This window comes from Paraburkholderia hospita (assembly GCF_002902965.1).
In the GTDB taxonomy this organism is placed as follows: Bacteria; Pseudomonadota; Gammaproteobacteria; order Burkholderiales; family Burkholderiaceae; genus Paraburkholderia; species Paraburkholderia hospita.
Map to the genome: position 1 here is coordinate 1,623,751 of NZ_CP026107.1, position 19,131 is coordinate 1,642,881.

Annotated in this window: 16 protein-coding genes; 10 read left to right on the forward strand and 6 right to left on the reverse strand. The window is 60.0% G+C overall.

Annotated features, from left to right (window positions below):
• Window positions 1–396: 396 nt before the first annotated feature.
• Window positions 397–1,515, forward strand: a complete 1,119-nt coding sequence (gene ald / locus C2L64_RS40625) for an alanine dehydrogenase (protein ID WP_007579258.1) — start codon at window positions 397–399, stop codon at window positions 1,513–1,515.
• Between the two features lie 141 nt (window positions 1,516–1,656).
• Here the strand turns inward: ald and C2L64_RS40630 are convergent, their stop codons facing one another.
• The 3 genes from C2L64_RS40630 to C2L64_RS40650 form a co-directional block, all read right to left on the reverse strand.
• The gene (locus C2L64_RS40630; protein ID WP_007579257.1) at window positions 1,657–3,210 is read right to left on the reverse strand and encodes a serine hydrolase; all 1,554 of its coding nucleotides are present in this window, start codon (window positions 3,208–3,210) and stop codon (window positions 1,657–1,659) included.
• A gap of 1,084 nt (window positions 3,211–4,294) precedes the next feature.
• Window positions 4,295–5,227 carry an electron transfer flavoprotein subunit alpha/FixB family protein gene (locus C2L64_RS40645; protein ID WP_007579256.1) on the reverse strand — a complete coding sequence of 311 codons (933 nt, stop codon included), beginning with the start codon at window positions 5,225–5,227 and terminating at the stop codon, window positions 4,295–4,297.
• Between the two features lie 15 nt (window positions 5,228–5,242).
• On the reverse strand, window positions 5,243–5,992 hold the full coding sequence (locus C2L64_RS40650) for an electron transfer flavoprotein subunit beta/FixA family protein (RefSeq protein WP_007579255.1): 750 nt from the start codon (window positions 5,990–5,992) through the stop codon (window positions 5,243–5,245).
• Between the two features lie 195 nt (window positions 5,993–6,187).
• Here C2L64_RS40650 and C2L64_RS40655 point away from each other — a divergent pair, with 195 nt between their 5' ends.
• From C2L64_RS40655 to C2L64_RS40665, 3 genes are all read left to right on the forward strand, one after another.
• On the forward strand, window positions 6,188–6,775 hold the full coding sequence (locus C2L64_RS40655) for a thiamine pyrophosphate-binding protein (protein WP_007579254.1): 588 nt from the start codon (window positions 6,188–6,190) through the stop codon (window positions 6,773–6,775).
• Window positions 6,776–6,783: 8 nt separating this feature from the next.
• Window positions 6,784–7,389, forward strand: a complete 606-nt coding sequence (locus C2L64_RS40660) for a thiamine pyrophosphate-dependent enzyme (RefSeq protein WP_007579253.1) — start codon at window positions 6,784–6,786, stop codon at window positions 7,387–7,389.
• 119 nt (window positions 7,390–7,508) lie between these two features.
• Complete coding sequence (locus C2L64_RS40665; protein ID WP_007579252.1) at window positions 7,509–8,276, forward strand: helix-turn-helix domain-containing protein; 768 nt, start codon at window positions 7,509–7,511, stop codon at window positions 8,274–8,276.
• Window positions 8,277–8,290: 14 nt separating this feature from the next.
• Here C2L64_RS40665 and C2L64_RS40670 read toward each other — a convergent pair whose 3' ends face one another.
• The 3 genes from C2L64_RS40670 to pruA all read right to left on the reverse strand — a co-directional run bounded on the left by C2L64_RS40670 (window position 8,291) and on the right by pruA (window position 12,355).
• The gene (locus tag C2L64_RS40670) at window positions 8,291–9,451 is read right to left on the reverse strand and encodes an NAD(P)/FAD-dependent oxidoreductase (RefSeq protein ID WP_086910311.1); all 1,161 of its coding nucleotides are present in this window, start codon (window positions 9,449–9,451) and stop codon (window positions 8,291–8,293) included.
• A 55-nt stretch (window positions 9,452–9,506) separates the two neighbouring features.
• The gene (locus C2L64_RS40675) at window positions 9,507–10,721 is read right to left on the reverse strand and encodes a pyridoxal phosphate-dependent aminotransferase (protein WP_007579250.1); all 1,215 of its coding nucleotides are present in this window, start codon (window positions 10,719–10,721) and stop codon (window positions 9,507–9,509) included.
• 80 nt (window positions 10,722–10,801) lie between these two features.
• On the reverse strand, window positions 10,802–12,355 hold the full coding sequence (gene pruA / locus C2L64_RS40680) for an L-glutamate gamma-semialdehyde dehydrogenase (protein WP_007579249.1): 1,554 nt from the start codon (window positions 12,353–12,355) through the stop codon (window positions 10,802–10,804).
• A 281-nt stretch (window positions 12,356–12,636) separates the two neighbouring features.
• Between pruA and C2L64_RS40685 the strand changes: the two genes are divergently transcribed.
• The 6 genes from C2L64_RS40685 (at window position 12,637) to C2L64_RS40710 (ending at window position 19,123) form a co-directional block, all read left to right on the forward strand.
• Window positions 12,637–13,548 (forward strand): LysR substrate-binding domain-containing protein, encoded by a 912-nt coding sequence (locus C2L64_RS40685; RefSeq protein WP_039900083.1) that lies wholly within the window; start codon window positions 12,637–12,639, stop codon window positions 13,546–13,548.
• A 106-nt stretch (window positions 13,549–13,654) separates the two neighbouring features.
• Entirely contained in the window at window positions 13,655–14,521 is an 867-nt protein-coding gene (locus C2L64_RS40690; protein WP_039900082.1) for an FAS1-like dehydratase domain-containing protein, read from the forward strand.
• 28 nt (window positions 14,522–14,549) lie between these two features.
• Window positions 14,550–15,710, forward strand: coding sequence for an acyl-CoA dehydrogenase family protein (locus C2L64_RS40695; RefSeq protein WP_007579244.1), 1,161 nt, complete (start codon window positions 14,550–14,552; stop codon window positions 15,708–15,710).
• Window positions 15,711–15,720: 10 nt separating this feature from the next.
• The gene (locus C2L64_RS40700; protein WP_007579242.1) at window positions 15,721–16,899 is read left to right on the forward strand and encodes a CaiB/BaiF CoA transferase family protein; all 1,179 of its coding nucleotides are present in this window, start codon (window positions 15,721–15,723) and stop codon (window positions 16,897–16,899) included.
• A 27-nt stretch (window positions 16,900–16,926) separates the two neighbouring features.
• Window positions 16,927–18,303 (forward strand): MmgE/PrpD family protein, encoded by a 1,377-nt coding sequence (locus C2L64_RS40705; RefSeq protein ID WP_007579239.1) that lies wholly within the window; start codon window positions 16,927–16,929, stop codon window positions 18,301–18,303.
• The gene (locus tag C2L64_RS40710) at window positions 18,296–19,123 is read left to right on the forward strand and encodes an HpcH/HpaI aldolase/citrate lyase family protein (protein WP_007579238.1); all 828 of its coding nucleotides are present in this window, start codon (window positions 18,296–18,298) and stop codon (window positions 19,121–19,123) included. The genes C2L64_RS40705 and C2L64_RS40710 overlap by 8 nt, the downstream gene beginning before the upstream one ends.
• The last annotated feature ends 8 nt before the right edge of the window (window positions 19,124–19,131 follow it).

Genomic DNA, 19,131 nt, shown 5'->3' on the forward strand with positions numbered 1-19,131 from the left:
CAATAGTTTGCTGGAACCGTGGGGCTGGCGTTCGTAGTCCAGCGTCTGTCTCGGACGCTCGTTCAATCGCGTCTCGCCTCAGCGACGCTGACAGGTCGCCACAGGCGTTTCAACCAAAACAGAACAAAATTACATTAACAAACACTGCCAGACCATCGATATTATTTTTGGAATTGCTGCCTACAGCCCTATACACCGGCGGGCATGCCGGCGCGCCTCATGCGTGCCGCCCCCGATTCCCGCACGCATCCGTTTCGATGCATCCGTCGCAAGCTGCGTGCGTTAGCGTCGGCTAAACCCTCCCGCGCCGGCGGCTCGTGGGTTCGGGTGAGCGTCTTACGAATCGCATAAATCAAATAATTTCGCGTGAGACATGCAGTTCACACAGGAGGCAATATGCATATAGGCGTTCCGAAGGAGATCAAGAACCACGAATATCGCGTCGGCCTCACGCCGTCATCCGTGCGGGAGATCATTGCGCACGGACACAAGGTCAGCGTGGAGACGGGCGCGGGCAGTGGCATCGGCGCATCCGACGATGCGTACAGAACAGCAGGCGCAGACGTGCTGCCTGGCGCCGAGGCGGTTTTTGCGGCCGCCGACATGATCGTCAAGGTCAAAGAGCCGCAAGCTGTCGAGCGCGCGATGCTGCGCGACGGACAGGTTCTCTTCACCTACCTGCACCTCGCACCCGACCCGCAGCAGTGCGCCGATCTCGTGAGAAGCAACGCAGTCTGCATCGCGTACGAAACCGTCACTCAGCCCGCTGGCGGACTGCCGCTGCTTGCGCCGATGTCCGAAGTCGCGGGGCGCATGTCGATTCAGGCGGGAGCGTTTTGCCTGGAGCGCGCTCACGGCGGCAAGGGCATCTTGCTCGGCGGCGTGGCGGGCGTGCCGTCCGCGAGAATCGTCATTCTCGGCGGCGGCGTGGTCGGCTCGAACGCGGCGCAGATCGCCGTCGGCACGGGTGCGCAGGTCGTCGTGATCGATCGCAACGTCGACGTGTTGCGGCGCATGGACCGCCTGCTTGGCGCGCGCGTGATCACCGTGTATTCGAATCAGGACAACATCGAACAACACGTGCTCGATGCCGACCTCGTGATTGGCGGTGTGCTGGTGCCCGGCGCGGCCGCGCCCAAGCTGGTGACGCGCAAGATGGTCGAAGCGATGCGTCCGGGTTCGGCGATCGTCGACGTCGCCATCGATCAGGGCGGATGCTGCGAAACAGCACGCGCCACGACGCACGCTGAGCCGACGTACAAGGTCGGCGATATCGTGCATTACTGCGTGGCGAACATGCCGGGCGGCGTGCCGCGCACGTCCACCTACGCGCTGAACAACGCGACACTGCCTTTCGTCCTGCAGATCGCGGACAAAGGCTGGCGCAAGGCTCTCACCGACGACGAGCATCTCCGTCGCGGCCTGAATGTGGCGTTCGGCGCGGTGACCTGTCCTGAAGTCGCCGAAGCACTGGGCTACGCCTGTGAAGACGCAGGCGTCGTCGCCGCTGGATAGTCCAGAGATGAAGCGCGGTTATCGAACGATGGTGGCGACCGCTGGCCGTCGGTGGTTCGCTGCCGTTCGGGCAGACGACGGGCACGGGCCGCCTCGTCCGTGAAATCATCTTCGGCAGTATCGATCGGGAAAAAGGGACGATCAACGCGCAAACGTGCCCAGCCCTTCCGCGTTGTAGTACTCGAGCGTCACCTGATTGCTCAGGAACGACACCTTCGAAATCGTCCCAGGTGCAGCGTTTTCGTTGACGAGCGTGAACGTGAAGGTATCGCCGTCCCAGTGCGACAGCGGCAAGCGCAATGGCGTTGCGCCGATCGTCAAAAGCAGCGATCCGCCCGCGTCGCTGATCAGCGCTGGCCCGTAGTAGTCGTTGTTGTAGGTGCCCGTGTATGTGGAAAGCGCGCGCGCCGGGAATGGCGACGCGGGCGGCGCTACGCCGACGAGCGAGCCCGCTGGCCTGGCGAGACCGGCTAACGCGTCGTTATAGAGCTTGAACCAGTCGCGCTGGATCGAGCCGAACTGCACGAGATCGAAGAACTGCGCGGTGAGCGTTTCGGGAACGCCGATCGGCCAGCCATTGGTGAGCGCCACGATTGCGCAGCCCGTCGAAGGCACCACGACGAAGTTCGTCGCTGCTCCCGCGCCGAATGCGCCCGAATGGCTATAGCTCGCACGACCCGCCGCTGTCGTGCCGACGTTGAAGCCGAAGCCGTAGTAGCTCGCGCTCTGCCCGTTGCCCGCCGGGGCCGTCTGCGATTGCGGGCTGATCGCTGCATTGAGCGCCGTCGCATCGACGAGGCGATTGCCGTTGAAGACACCGTTGCCGAGCATCATGGCGAGCCACTTCGCCATGTCGTTTGCAGAAGAGCTGACGCCGCCAGCAGGCGATTGCGCGTCGGGCATCGAACCGAGGCCGATCACCCATTGGCCGTTGCGCTTCACGTGGCCGGTGGCCCGGTTCGCGCGCGCAATGAAATCGGCGTAGCGCGAGCTCGTGCTCGCCATGCCGAGCGGCTGATAGAGCGTTTGCTCCGACAGGGTCGCCCAATCGACGCCCGCCGCCGATGCCACTGAAATCGCGCCCGCTGTCAGACCGAAGTTCGTGTAGGCGTACGAGCGGCGAAACGGCGCAAGCGGCAGAGAGCGCAGGCGCTGCAAGATCGTCGTCTGGTCGTAGCCCATGTCCTCCAGCAGATCGCCCGCGTGATCCGGCAAGCCCGAGCGGTGCGAGTACAAGTCGCCGATGGAGACTTGCGCGCTCACATCCGCGTCCGACAGCGTGAACCACGGCAGATGCGCGCGCACGGGCGTGTCCCATGACACCGTGCCGATTCCGATCTGATGCGCGACCACCATCGAGCCGACCGGCTTCGACAGCGACGCGATCTGAAACACCGTGTCGGGATCGACGGCGAGTCCCGAACCGAGGAGCCGCGTGCCGAAGCCCTTCGCGTAGACCGTCTGAAGATTGCGCACGACGGCGACCGACATGCCGGGCACGCCTGTGGACGTCATCAGGTTGTTGGCGAGCGTGTCGAGTTGCGCGATGGCGGCATCGATCTGCGCGCCGGGTACGGGTGCTTCCGCGTTAGCGCTATTGCTGCCGCTGGCCGAATCGCTGGAGCCGCCGCACGCAGCGACGGCCCCGCACATCGCGGCGCCGAGAAAGCGCCGCCGTCCTTGCCCTGAAGTCATGCCACATCTCCGGATGACTGCTGTCGCGGTTGAAGGCTTGTGCCGACGCCGCTGTCGTGCTCGCCGCGCCCGGCTTTCAGTTATAGATCATCGCCGAACGGAGTTGAAAGCCCAACGTTCGAGTAGGCTCGACATTTTGGTCCTCCTCACTCGAGCAGGCGTGGCCAATTTGTCGGTTCAAGTCACGGCTGTGCTGATTGTCTTTCGTTCTTTCTGCAGTTCATTTTGGGCTGCATCGTCAAAATTGATGAGCATAAAGGGGTCAGGCAACGCAGGGTGCCGCCGATCTCCGGAGCTCTTATCGGCGCACTGTCGGGATCAATCGGTCTCGCATGGCACACGCCAAACCTGAGCCAATTTGGAGACGTCCATCGTCAATCGTCTGGTATCTGGCGGAAACACGCACCACGAGCCGTCTGCGTGTCGAAAAAAGATAAGTTCAAGCGTGCCGGCAGAACGTGTGGCCTCGACACGGACGCACCTCCACTGTTTGCATCGGATGTGCCTGGATCGCGTGACTCGTGCGCGTGCATTTGACCCGGCACCAAACCATTTCTCCACCACTGATCGCAAGGATCCTTCACGGAAACTCATCGCCCACCTCCATGCGCCACGATTGACTGACACTTACCCGTAATCCGTAACCGCTGCGGAGTTAGGAACGTCTTGCGTCCACAACGGTACGTTTGCGAAAAAAAGCCCGGGAATACCGGGCAAAAGGCTCGCGCTCTCACACGCGAACATCGGAGATGCATGCGCGCTCTCAAACTTTTAACCGCTCTATGCCACGCTTCGTCGTGGTAACGCGCGATTTGCCTTTTCGTCCCATCGTCGACTGCTCAGCCGGGCGGCTCGTATCGCGTGATCAAAATTTTCATCCGTCGCAACGTGCCTGTGATCGACACTCACCAACCAGCTGCCGTCAGCAAGACACCAACGGATACGACGCTCCTCGACCAGGCCTGAAAACCATCGCCAAATGTCTGCGTCCTCTGCATTGACGGCATTCGCGGCGTTTTGCCGGATCTGAGTTGAGATATCCAAAGGCTCCTCCTTCAGTGAAAGGGCTCAAATCTCAAGGAGCTCAGATGCCGGCTACCAGTTCTGGCACGACCGCGAACAGATCCCCAACCAGGCCATAATCCGCGACGCTGAAAATCGGCGCTTCTTCGTCCTTGTTGATCGCGACGATCACCTTCGAGTCCTTCATGCCCGCCAGATGCTGGATCGCGCCCGAGATGCCCACCGCGATGTAAAGCTGCGGCGCGACGATCTTGCCGGTTTGACCGACCTGATAGTCATTCGGAACGTAGCCAGCATCGACGGCTGCGCGCGATGCGCCCATTGCTGCGCCGAGCTTGTCGGCCAGTGGCTCCAGCACTTTCGTGTAGTTCTCGCCACTGCCCAGACCGCGGCCACCTGACACGATGACGTGCGCCGACGTCAGCTCCGGACGATCCAGCTTCGTCACTTCACGGCTCACGAACTGCGAGATGCCCGTATCGGCTGCCGCTTCGATCTTCTCGACCGAGGCGCTGCCGCCTTCTGCTGCCACCGGGTCGAAGCCCGTTGCGCGCACCGTGATGACCTTGATGGGATCTTGAGATTGCACGATGGCGATGGCGTTGCCAGCGTAGATCGGGCGCTCGAACGTATCGGCCGAGTCGACAGCCGTGATGTCGCTGATCTGCGCGACATCGAGTTTCGCCGCAATACGCGGCGCGATGTTCTTGCCGTAGGCCGTCGCCGGGGCGAGAATGTGCGAGTAATCCTTTGCGATGCTCAGCACCGTCGCTTCGACGTTTTCCGCGAGGCCTGCTGCCAGTTGCGGCGCGTCAGCGAGCAGCACCTTCGCCACGCCCGCCACCTTCGCAGCGGCATCCGCCGCGCCTTGTGTGTTGTGACCTGCAACCAGCACATGAATGTCGCCGCCAATCTTCTGCGCGGCAGCAACCGTATTCAGCGTCGCTGCCTTCAGCGCTGCGTTGTCGTGTTCAGCAATTACCAGAATCGTCATGTTCTTTCCCGTGCTTCAGAGAACTTTGGCTTCGGTCTTGAGCTTCTCGACCAACGCGGACACGTCGGGCACCTTCACGCCAGCCTGGCGCTTAAGCGGCTCGCTGACTTTCAGCGTCTTCAGACGCGGCCTGACATCGACGCCCAGGTCTTCGGGCTTCACGGTTTCGAGCGGCTTCTTCTTCGCCTTCATGATGTTCGGCAGCGTCACGTAGCGCGGCTCGTTCAGGCGCAGATCGGTCGTGATGACTGCGGGCAACGTCAGCGACAACGTTTCCGCGCCGCCATCCACTTCACGCGACACCGTCACCTTGCCATCCGCGACAACAACCTTCGATGCAAACGTCGCCTGCGGGAGATTCGCCAGCGCAGCGAGCATCTGGCCCGTCTGGTTGGAATCGTCGTCGATGGCCTGCTTGCCGAGAATCACCAGTTGAGGCTGTTCCTTGTCGACCAGCGCCTTGAGCAGCTTCGCCACAGCCAGCGGCTGCAGGTCTTCACCCGATTCGATCAGGATCGCGCGGTCCGCGCCGATCGCCAGCGCCGTGCGCAGCGTTTCCTGACATTGCGTCACGCCCGCCGACACAGCGATCACTTCCGTCGCCACGCCCGCTTCCCGCAGACGCACGGCTTCCTCGACGGCGATTTCGTCGAATGGATTCATCGACATCTTCACATTCGCAATGTCGACGCCCGTGTTGTCCGACTTCACGCGGACCTTCACGTTGTAATCGATGACACGTTTGACTGGCACCACAATTTTCATGAGCATCCTCCAATCAGGTTGGTGACAAGTTTGCTCACTACCGCCGGTAGACGGAATTCGCCATTCACAAACGGCGCGTTTCAACGACTCGAACGCTTTTAAGCCCAATCACCAGAGACAGAATCGTTAACCTGAAGCTAACCACGCCTTCCGGAATCACAAATTGAGTGAATGGTGTCGCCAGGGCACGCTGTTATGCATGTCGGCGCGTCCATACAACAAGTGACGTCGCGTCCCTTTTCAACTCATCAACGTGATTTCGACACCATGTCCGTTACCTGGCCTGAAGCAATCTTCGAGCATTTCAAAGCCGCTGATGTGCGGCAAGTCGCGTATGTGCCTGACGCGGGACACAAACGCCTGATCAACCTTTGCGAAGAAGATGCGGAGATCCACGCCGTTTCGCTTACTACCGAAGAAGAAGGCGTTGCCATGATGGGCGGTGCCTGGGTCGGCGGGCAACGTGGCGTGCTGCTTTTGCAATCGAGCGGTGTAGGCAACTGCATCAACATGCTTTCCCTGCAGCATGAATGTCGCATGCCCATCGTCATGCTCGTCACCATGCGCGGCGAGTGGGGCGAATTCAATCCGTGGCAAGTTGCGATGGGCAAGTCGACGCAGGACGCACTCGAGTCGGCAGGTGTCTACGTCTACCGCGCCGACGATGCAGACGACGTCGCGGAAACCGTCCAGGCCGCGCTGAACTTCGGCTACAACACCTCCCGTATGGTTGCCGTCCTCATCGGACAGCGTGTGATCGGCACCAAGAACTTCAAAAAGTGAGTACAGACATGACACAGCAGACGAAGCCCTTGAACCGTCGGCTGGCGGTGAAGCGGATACTCCGCGATCGACAGCAGGACGTCCTTGTTGTAACGAGCCTCGGCAATCCGACGTTCGATGTCGCCGCCGCCGGCGACACCCCTCAGAACTTCTATCTATGGGGTGCAATGGGCGGTGCCGTGACGTTCGGCCTCGGCGTCGCGCTGGCACAACCGAAAAAGCGCGTCGTCGTATTCGTCGGCGACGGTGAAATGATGATGGGCCTCGGGTCGCTCGCGACGGTCGGTGTCGACAAACCGTCGAACCTGTCCATCGTCGTCATCGATAACGAACACTACGCCGAAACGGGAATGCAACTGGCGCACGCCGGGCGTGGCGTTGACATCACCGCCATCGCGCGCGCGGCAGGCTTCGAAAACGCGGCAACGATCGAACGCGAGCGAGAACTCGAGGAGTTCGTCGACGTCATTCTGAAAGCCACGGGCCCGGTCCTGGCAACGGTCAAGGTTGGCACCGATCCAGAACCGACCAGCCTTCCCCCGCGCGACGGCCCATGGCTGCGCAGCCGCTTCCGTGAAGCGTTGCTCGGAAGCGCCGCACACGCGAGTCAGTAAGTTCTGGCGGTAGCGCCTATCGCGGGGCGGGCCAGCGTACGCTGCCCGCCTTTTTCCGTTCCGGTTCAATTTTTTCGAGCCTGTACAATCGGAGTCAACGTGACCTAGACGCTGACTCCATGCCGCCCCCGAAGGTCTTCTCCGATATGTTGGTTGAGGTACTGAAACAACTGGACAGGCAGCCCGATTTGCTGGCACGCGTGTTCGATTGCTTGCCGGATGTCCTTTACTACATCAAGGACGCGGAGGCGCGCTATCTCTCGTTCAATCAAACGCTGATCGAGCGCAGCGGCCTTCAGCGCGACGAAGTAGTCGGGAAGACTGCCGACCAACTGTTTCCGGTAACGGGTGCGAGCACGAATGCACAGGATCTCGGCGTCATCGAAAGCCGTGCACCCATTCTTGAACGGCTGCGTCTTTACTCGACAGCGTCAGGACATCGGTACTGGTGTCTCAGCTCCAAATTCCCCGTTCTCGACGACCGCGGACACGCTATAGGCTTGATTGGCATTTCCCGCGATCTGCCGAGGCCGGACGAGCGTCATCACGGCTACAGGCGCTTGCAGGCCTATCTCGAGTATCTTGAGGGAAACCTCGGACAGAACATTCTCGTCAGTGAAGTCGCCGAGCGTGCGTCGATATCGGTCGACACGTTGGAGAGGCTTTCGCGCGAAGTCTTTCATCTCACGCCAAAGCAGATGCTCATGAAGCTTCGCGTCGATCACGCATGCAAGCTTCTTGAGACAACGGACCGCAGCATTACGGATATTGCGGGCGAGTGCGGATATGCCGACCATAGTGCATTCACCCGGCAATTCAAAACGGCCACGCACCTCACACCCCGGCAGTACCGGAACGTTCGAGGGCGCGGCCTGAACCCGCACTGATGTGCGGGCTTCCGTCAGTAGACGCCCTCTTCGACGATCAGATTGCCGGAGGACAGTCGAGCCGGCGACAACGACGACAGGTCAATGGTGCGGAACTCGCCAAAACCAAGCAATTCCGCCATGCCTCGTCCTACGCCGGGACTATGCATCATGCCGTGACCGCTGAATCCTGCTGCCACGTATGAGTTCTCCGGCCCCATCTGCCCGACGAGGCCGTTATGGTCCAGGTAGTTGTACTCGTAATAGCCTGCCCAGGTGTGTTCGATACGTAATGCCTCGAACGCAGAGATTCGTTCCGCCAGAGCCGGCCAGATGATCTCTTCGAATTCGGCAAAATTCGCATCGAGCGGCAAGTCGTCAAGGTCCTGTTCAGCAGTTGGCGATACGATACAAAGAAAGTGATTCTGCTCGCGACGCAGATAAACGCCTGACGTATCGATCAGGATCGGGAGATCCGCTATCGGCGTCGGGCAAGACACGACAAAAGCAGAGCGCCTTCGCGCACGCACAGGCAGCTCAACGCCTAGCGAGCGAGCCAACGGCGCACACCACGCACCGGCCGCATTGACAAACACATCCCCTGCGATCTCCCTGCCGTCGGACAGTTCGACGTGCGTGATCCGCTCGCGCGCTGTTCGATACCGAACAGCTTCTCCAGTCACGAAGTGAACCCGCGCTTCGCGTGCACGATTGCGGAACCATTGCATGACGCTATAACCGTCGAACCACCCTTCTCCGCCCAGTCCTTCGACGGCGTAGGCCAGGTCGTCGGCGTTGATCCAGGGGTAACGTTCCTTTAGGGCATCGGGCGTGTATTCGCGCAGGTTCACGCCGAGCGACCTGGCGAGCACACTGCGCCGCCGCAGCGCTTCTTCCTGTTGTTCATTACCCAGGAACAGGTATCCGCAGTCCACGAGATCGACGCCCGCGCCATACCGTGTCTTTTCGCGCTCGCACGTTGCGAAGAACTCGTAGCCGAACTGCGACAACTCGATGCAAACCGGCGTAGAGAACTGTTGTCGAATGGAACTCGCCGAAAGCGCTGACGAAGCTTTCTGGTACGTCGGATCGCGCTCGATAACCCAGATTTCCCGATCGACGGATTGCTGGCTCAAGAAGTAGGCGATGGAACAGCCAATGGCGCCGCCACCGACAATTACGACACGTTCACTCATGATTTACCTTTAACCGCACAATGACCTTCGGTAGCCACCGTGATGCAGCAATGGTTCAGGCTGTCACAGCCTCAAGGGATTCACACGCGGACCGGATTCGGCCGAGTGCCTCGTTCAATTCTTCGACCGACGCCGCATACGACAGCCGGAAATAGGGCGACAGCAGGAAACCCGAGCCGGACACCACTGCGACATTTGCATCCTCAAGCAGATACAGGACGAAGTCCTGATCCGTGGTGAGCAGCTTTCCGGTCGCAGTGCGACGGCCCAGCACGCCGTGGCAACCCACAAATGCGTAGAACGCGCCTTCCGGTTCGTGCACCCGCAAGCCCTGGATCTCGCGCAGCCCGTTCACCACGCGATTGCGTCGCTCATCAAACGCTGCCAGCGACGCTGCCACGAACGACTGGTCGCCCGTCAGGGCCTCCAACGCAGCGTACTGCGACACAGAAGACGCACTCGTGATGATTTGCCCCTGCACAAGGTTCATGGCCTGGATCAGCGCCTTCGGTGCGGCTGAATATCCGATCCGCCAGCCCGTCATCGAATAGACCTTCGAGACACCGTTGATGACCAACGTTCGGTCGTAGAGGTCGGGCGCCACGTTCAGGATGTTCACAAACGGCCGCGACGTGTAGACGAGTTTCTCGTAGATGTCGTCAGACAGCACCCACACATGCTCGTGACGCCGCAGGACTTCTGCGAGCGCCTGCAGTTCTTCGGCCGAATACACTGCGCCCGTCGGGTTTGACGGCGAGTTGAGCATCAGCCATTTAGTCTTCGGCGTGATCGACGCCTCCAGTTGTGCCGCCGTCAGCTTGAAACCGGATTCTTCGCCGCAGGTCACAACGACAGGCGTCCCTCCGGACATCTTGACGATCTCCGGATAGGAGACCCAACACGGAGCGGGAACGATCACTTCGTCACCGGCGTTCAGCGTTGCGAAGAAAGCAGCAAAGATCGCCTGCTTGGCGCCTACCGACACACTGATTGCGTCGGCCGCATACTCAAGGCCGTTGTCGATCTTCAGCTTCGCTACGATAGCTTCACGTAATTCCCGCGTACCGGCTGCTTCCGTGTAGCGGGTCTTTCCGTTCCGCATCGCCCTGATAGCAGCTTCCTGGATGTTCGCGGGCGTGTGGAAATCCGGTTCACCCTGGGACAGGGAAATCACATTCTTTCCAGCGCGGCGCAGTTCGGCCGCCTTCGCCGCCATTGCCATTGTTTGCGCGGGCGCAATCTGGCCAATGCGGTCTGCGATGAAACCCATTGTCGTGTTTTCCGTTTGTGAGTGACAAGAGACGTGTGCTCGGAGCGCCATAGAAGCGACGCTCCGACTTTCGCTAGTGATTACAGGCGCTCGGCGACTGCCTTCATCTGCAGGAATTGCAGCAGATAGTCAGGACCACCCGTCTTGGTGTCGGTGCCCGTGAGGTTGAAACCGCCGAATGGCTGAATGCCAACCAGCGCACCCGTGCACTTGCGATTGAAGTACAGATTGCCCACGTGGAAGTCCCTGCGTGCACGTTCGATCCGCGCGCGGTCGTTCGAGAACAGTGCCCCCGTCAGTCCATACACCGTGTCGTTGACGACGGCCAGTCCTTCCTCAAAGTCCTTCACCCGAATCGCAGCGACAAACGGACCGAACACCTCTTCCTGTGCAATGCGTGCTTTCGGCAAGACATCGCCGAAAATCGTCGGTTCGATAAGGTACCCAGCCGCGCCTTCGACAGCCTTGCCGCCTGTGAGCAGCTTGCCCTCGCTGCGACCCACTTCGATGTAGGATAGTACCTTCTTGTACTGCAATTCGTTGCAGACCGGACCGAAACTCGGGTTGTCCTGCGCCTGCGCCACGACCAGTTCCTTCGCCTTTGCGACGACCTTCTCCAGCAACGCATCGTAGACGGAGTCGACCACGATCAGGCGCGAGCAGGCTGAACACTTCTGGCCTGAATAGCCGAACGCCGCCTGAATGACGGCTGCAGCCGCGTCGTCGAGATTCGCGGTTTCGTCAACGAGGATTGCATCCTTCCCGCCCAGTTCCAGAAACACGCGCTTGAACCACCGCTGGCCATCCGCGAGTTTCGCTGCCGACTCGTTGATCTGCGCGCCAGTTGCGAGCGATCCGGTGAAGTTGATGAAGCGCGTCTTGGGATGCGCGACGAGATAGGAACCGATATCGCGACCCGTGCCCGGAAGATAGTTCACGACGCCCGGCGGCAGACCCGCCTCGGCGAAGATATCGAAGATCTTTGCCAACGACACGATCGTGTCCTCGGCTGGCTTGCAAACGAGCGTATTGCCGACGACGATCGCGCCCACCGTCATGCCCGTCATAAGCGCCATCGGGAAATTCCAGGGCGAGATCGTCACCCCTGCACCCAGCGGAATGTAGAAACTTTCGTTTTCCTCTCCCGGGTAGTGGATCAGCGAACCCAAGCCACCCACGTGCTTCAGCGCCTGTCGGGCATAGTATTCGGTGAAGTCGATCATTTCGGCGACTTCGGCGCTCGCTTCGACATAGTTCTTGCCGATCTCGTAGACGAGCCATGCTTCGAGCTCGCGCTTGCGGCGGCGCATGATCGCGGCGGCCTTCAGCATCACCCGGCTACGGTCTTCCTGGGTCCACCGTTTCCACGATTCGAATGCCTGCCACGCAGCGTTGAGGGCCGCGTCGGCATGTTCTTTCGTTGCTTTCGCCGTATATCCGACGACTTCCGAAGGATTCGACGGGTTCGTCGACGTCAGCTTTTCCAGCGTCTGAATCCGTTCGCCATTGACGATGAGCGGATAAGTCTGACCGAACTCGGCATGCACCTTTTTCAATGCCTGCTGCATCTCGGCCTTCGCGCTATCGGTGTCGTAGAGATCGAACGGCTCGTTCTTGTACGGCGCAATCAACATTGCATTCTCCAGGTTGAATGATTCTGGTCGCAGCGCTCGACGAGGCGCGCTTCCGTTCATTGATTGTCCCGGGCGAAAAACCAGTCGTCTTGATCTGCCTCCACGATTTTCTGCGGAAATTTGCACAGTCATAAAACAATGTACGAATACCACTCCCAATTAAACTGCGCCTGATAAGGAAAAAGTCGCCGCTATCCTGCTCGTACAAAGAATTAGGTATTGCGGTTTTTCGTCACTTGGTAGACCATGAAAAAGCAACGAGACTTTCCAGGACACGCAAAATGGGCATGCACTTCGATCTTGTCGATCTTCGCCTGATTACCTGCATCGCTGAGACCGACAGCCTGACGCGAGGAGCGGAACGGTTTCACATGTCGGTCCCGGCAGCGAGCACGCGCATCAAGAACCTCGAAGAGAGCATGGGCACGAAGCTGCTCTATCGAACGAGCCAGGGGGTCACGCTTACTCCGCCCGGACAGGCGTTCTTGCATCACGCGCGGCTCGTGCTGTCGCAACTTGAACAGTTGCGCGGCGACATGCAGGAATATGCGCGCGGCGTTAAGGGACATGTCCGCATTTTTGCCAACACGACGGCCACGACCGAGTTCCTGCCCAATGATCTGAGGGACTATCTGGCGAGCCATCCTGACGTCAACATCGATCTCCGCGAGCGTCTGAGTCACGATATCGTGCGCGCCGTCAGCGAAGGCACGGCAGACGTGGGTATCGTTGCGGGCAATGTACGTCCCGAGTCGCTACAGACACTTCCCTATCGATCAGATCGCCTGATACTCGCTGTCTCGACCTCGCATCCATTGGCCGAACGTGAATCGACGCCATTTCGCGACGTTGCGAACTATGACTTCGTCGGGTTACCCGAGGCCAGTGCAATCCACACATTTCTGATCCGTGTCGCCAGCGATCTGCATACGAAGCTGCACGTGCGAATCGAAGTTGGAAATTTTGAAGCGCTCTGCCGGATGATCGAAGCAAATGTCGGTATCGGCGTATTGCCAAGGTCCTCGGCCATACGCTACGCGAAGACCATGCAGATCCGTCTGGTCGAGATTGAAGACGAATGGGCAACCCGCGACCTGCTCATTTGCGTGCGCAGTCTCGATCTCCTCCCCTCGTTCGCGCGCGAACTTGTTGATCAACTGACCCAGAAGTGCGCTGGCACGGCGCAAGCCTGACATCAACAACCAGTTAGGCTCTGCTTAAAGCCCCCTTCTCCACACACAAATTGTAGTCAGCGGTCCGGTGCGTCAATCTATTGTGACTGACGCTAAAGGACTGCAAATGCCCTCCAACAACGATCACCTGCGCTCATGGATCGGCCGCACGCAGACCGAGAGTGAGCTGGTCTCCCCTCGCCTTGCCCAACAGTTGGCCGCGACGTTGGACTACGAGCGTGCGCCGAAGGCGGGGGAAACGTTGCCCCCTCTTTGGCACTGGGCTCTTTTTCCACATATCGCGACGCAATCGCATATCAGCGCAGACGGGCATCCGCAGCGCGGCGGGTTCCTTCCACCCATTCCGCTACCCAGGCGCATGTGGGCGGGAAGCCGGGTCCGGTTCGAGCGCCCCGTTGTGGTCGGTAGCCAGGTGACGCGCACGTCTCAGATTATCGACGTCGCGAGCAAGGACGGTCGAAGCGGAAAGCTGGTGTTTGTTCGCATCCGCCACGAACTCGAAGATTGCGAAGGGCCGCTCATCTCCGAGGAACAGGACGTCGTCTATCGCGAAGCCGCGGACGAGCCTTTCACGCCCGCGACAAGCCCGGCCCCGGTCGAAACGACGTGGAGCCGGACGATAGTCCCTGACCCGGTTCTGCTGTTCCGCTATTCGGCAGACACGTTCAACGGTCATCGCATTCACTACGACCGGGCGTATGCAACCAGCAAGGAAGGTTATCCCGCACTCGTTGTACACGGCCCGCTCACCGCAACTCTCCTGGTCGATCTCGTGACGCGCAGCGCACCGGACGAGGACGTCGCGTCGTTCTCGTTCAAGGCGGTAAATCCTCTTTTCGATAACGCACCCTTTCAGGTCTGTGCTGCGCGTCTGCCTGACACAGACGAAGTCCGATTGTGGGCAGTCAATGAGGCCGGCGTTCTGTGCGTCGAAGCGACCGCAAAGCTACGGGCATCAGTCATTGCCCTTTGAACATTGATACGACAGGAGTAGACACCAAGTGACGCACACCGTTGACTCATACCAGGACATCCGCGAAGCCGTCCGCGACCTTTGCTCGAACTTTCCGCCCGAGTATTTCCGGAAGATCGACGAGGAGCGAGCCTATCCGGAGGCGTTCGTCCAGGCACTGACGGACGCCGGCTGGCTGGCCGCGCTGATACCGCAGGAATACGGCGGATCGGGGCTCGGCCTGACTGAGGCGTCGGTCATCATGGAAGAAATCAACCGCAGCGGCGGCAATTCGGGGGCTTGTCATGGCCAGATGTACAACATGGGCACCTTGTTGCGGCACGGTTCGAAGGATCAAAAGGACCACTATCTGCCGCAGATCGCTAGCGGTAAGCTCCGGCTTCAGTCGATGGGCGTCACTGAGCCGACGACGGGCACCGATACGACGAAGCTGAAGACGACCGCAGTCCGTAAAGGCGACCGGTACGTCATCAACGGACAGAAGGTCTGGATTTCGCGTGTCCAGCACTCCGATCTGATGATCCTGCTGGCCCGCACCACACCCATCGACAAGGTCGCAAAGAAATCTGAAGGGATGTCCATCTTTCTGGTCGATCTGCGCGAGGCAGTTGGAAATGGAATGACAGTGCAGCCCATTCCTAACATGGTCAATCACGAGACCAACGAACTGTTCTTCGACAATCTTGAGATTCCGGCAGACAGCCTCATCGGCGAGGAAGGCAAGGGCTTCAAGTACATCCTTGATGGCCTGAACGCCGAGCGCACGCTGATCGCCGCCGAATGCATCGGCGACGGGTACTGGTTCCTCGACAAGGTAACCGCGTACGTCAAGGAGCGTGTCGTGTTCGGCCGGCCAATCGGACAGAACCAGGGTGTGCAGTTCCCGATCGCCCGCGCATTCATCAACGTCGAAGCCGCGAGCCTCATGCGCTACAAGGCATGCGAGCTGTTCGACGCAAAGCAGCCGGCCGGCGCGCAAGCCAACATGGCGAAGTTGCTTGCCGCAGATGCCTCATGGGAAGCCGCCAACGCGTGCCTTCAGTTCCACGGCGGATTTGGCTTTGCCAACGAGTACGACGTCGAACGCAAATTCCGCGAAACCCGCCTTTACCAGGTCGCACCGATCTCGACGAATCTGATTCTCTCGTATGTGGCCGAGCATCTGCTGGGACTGCCGCGTTCATTCTAAGGAGGCTGTCATGAAACCGCTGGACGGGGTCAAGGTCATCACGCTCGAGCATGCAATCGCAGCGCCGTTCTGTACGCGCCAGTTGGCCGACCTTGGCGCGCGCGTGATCAAGGTTGAGCGGCCGGGAGTGGGTGACTTCGCGCGTGCGTACGACGAAAGAGTGAACGGGCTGGCCTCCCATTTTGTCTGGTGCAATCGTTCGAAGGAGAGCCTCTCTCTCGACCTCAAGGCGCCACAGGCTGAAGCCATCCTGGACGGTCTGCTCAGAGACGCCGACGTGCTTGTGCAGAATCTGGCACCTGGTGCCGCCGCGCGACTGGGTCTGTCTTTCGAGGCACTGCACGACAGGTATCCGAAGCTGATCGTCTGCAACATCTCCGGATATGGTTCGGACGGCCCCTACCGCGACAAGAAGGCGTACGACCTGCTCATCCAGAGCGAATCGGGTTTTCTGTCAATTACCGGCGCTGCCGAATCACCTGCGAAGGCGGGTTGCTCGATTGCAGACATTGCCGCAGGCATGTACGCGTACACCAATATTCTCTCGGCGCTGCTGCAACGCGCGAAGACGGGGCTGGGGCGCGAGATCGACGTTTCGATGCTCGAAAGCATGGTGGAGTGGATGTCGTATCCCCTGTACTACGCCTACGACGGCGCGTCACCACCTCCTCGCGCCGGCGCAGCTCACGCGACGATTTACCCGTACGGCCCCTTCCCGGCGGGAGACGGCAAGACGGTGATGCTCGGCCTGCAGAACGAGCGTGAATGGGCGGTGTTCTGTTCGAAGGTACTGCTCGACCCGGAACTCGCGATTGAATCACGCTTCAGCTCGAACTCGAAACGGGTAGCCGCTCGCGAGGCGTTGAGAGACATCATCTGCGCCGCATTCAGCGAATTGTCATCGGAGGAGGTAATCCGTCGGCTCGATGCTGCGCAGATTGCCAATGCGCGGATGAACTCGATGGAGGACGTCTGGACGCATGAGCAGCTGAAAGCACGAGGACGCTGGACCACGGTCGGAACGCCGACAGGTGATGTTCCGGCGCTGCTTCCGCCAGGCATCGCTCATGTCGAAGCAATGCAACTGGGCGCTGTCCCGGCCCTCGGCCAACACACAGAAGCGCTCCTTCTGGAACTGGGCTATATGCCTGAAATGATCCGTGACCTACGCAATGCGGCCGTTGTTTGATGAAGTCATCTCGTCCGGAACCATGACATGACCAATACCGAAATCCTGGCTGCCTTCGCAGCCAATCTGAAATACGAACAGATTCCCACGGAAGTCGTACGACGCACCGAAGACCTCTTTCTAGACTGGTTCGGCGCAGCGTTGGCGGGACGCGGTGCCCGCCCGGTGGAATCGATCCAGAAGCTCGCGCTAGATTTTGGCCCGCAATCGGGCCCCTGCGAAATCCTGATATCGCGCCGCACGACAAGCCCGCTGTTTGCGGCCATGGTGAATGCCGCCGCGTCGCACTTCGCAGAACAGGATGACCTGCACAACAGTTCGGTGTTGCATCCGGCCACGGTTGTGTTTCCTGCAGCATGGGCTGCGGCTCAGGCGTTGGGACGCAGTGGCAAGGAATTCATCGCGGCCTCAGTCGCCGGCTATGAGGTTGGCATCCGGGTCGGCGAGTTTCTCGGCCGATCGCACTACAAGATTTTTCATACGACCGGCACGGTCGGCACATTGGCCGCCGCAGCCGCCGTCGGCAACCTGCTTCGTCTTGACGAGGTGCAGATGCTTCACGCCTTCGGTTCGGCAGGTACGCAAGCTGCCGGACTGTGGGAGTTCCTGCGCGATGCAGCCGATTCCAAGCAGTTGCATACCGCGAAAGCCGCAGCGAATGGGCTGCTCGCCGCCTACCTCGCAGCGGACGGATTCACCGGTGCGGAGGACATTCTGGAAGGCGTCAAGGGTATGGGCGCCGGCATGTCGGCGCAGACGGACCCGCAGAAGCTTGTCGACCGGTTGAGCGAGCGTTGGGCGCTCGTCGAAACTTCCTTCAAGTTCCATGCGTCCTGCCGGCACACCCACCCGGCCGCAGATGCACTTCTCCATGTGTTGAGACGCGAGAAGCTTTCTCCTGGCGACATTGAAACGGTCGTAACGCATGTGCACCAGGCCGCGATCGACGTTCTCGGACCGGTCACGGACCCGAAGACGATTCACCAGGCGAAGTTCTCAATGGGCACCGTCCTTGCATTGGCCGCCGAATACGGTCACGCAGGCGTTCGCGAGTTCGATGCGCACTACAAGGAAAACCGTATCGCGCAGTTCCGCGACAAGGTTTCCATGGTGCTCGATCCCGAAGTCGACACGGCCTACCCTGCGCGATGGATCGGCAAGATCACCGTCCAGACAAAGGACGGACAGACATTTACTGGCCGGATCGACGACCCGAAAGGCGATCCTGGCAATACGCTGACGCGCGCCGAACTCGAGCATAAAACCACTACGCTGGGTCTCTACGGCAACGCAGCCGCCGAGGAGGAAATCCAGCATGCGATCGCGTCGGTATGGTCTCTTGCCGATTGTCCCGTCGTTCCACGGCTGCTCCCCGAAGTCTCACTGGAGTCACAACATGGCTGATCTCGCCCCCCGTTCATACCTTTTTGTTCCGGGTAACCGGCCCGACCGGTTCGCCAAGGCGGCCGCGTCGGGCGTCGACGTGGTTGTCATCGATCTTGAAGACGCCGTCCCTCCCGACGAAAAGAAAGTGGCTCGCGCTGCACTCTCAGAATGGCTTTCCGCAAATGACACACCGATTGCAGTGCGCGTGAACGATGTCAACAGCGAGTGGTTTCGCGACGATATCACCCTGTGTCGTGCGCCCTCCGTTAAGGCAGTGATGCTGCCCAAAACGGAACGAATCGACGATATCTTCCTGTGCGAATTCGCCGGCAAGCCGACCGACATCCTGCCGATGATCGAGACGGCCCAAGGGTTTCGGAACGTCGTCGCGATCGCCCAACATCGCCTGACGACTCGACTCGTATTTGGCAACGTCGACTTCCAGCTGGATCTGGGCATCGACGGCGACGATGAGCAGCTGTTGTATTTCAGGTCTCAAATCGTGCTGGCCTCGCGTATCGGCAACCTTCTGGCGCCGGTTGACGGGGTCAGCATCACCCTCGACGACGCAGCGCAAATCGAACGCGACACGCTTCGCGCCAGGCGGTTGGGTTTTGGGGCCAAGCTTTGCATTCATCCCAAACAGGTCGCAGCTGTCAATGCTGCCTTTGTCCCGACTGCAAAGGACGTGGAATGGGCCAGGAAAGTACTCGCTGCGGCAGCAGCGTCGCATGGCGCGGCTGTCGCTGTCGACGGCCGTATGGTCGATCGGCCCGTCATTCTTAGGGCTCAGGAAATCCTGGCTGAATCGCAGCGGCGCCTGCCTGTCGCAGCCTGACATAAGTG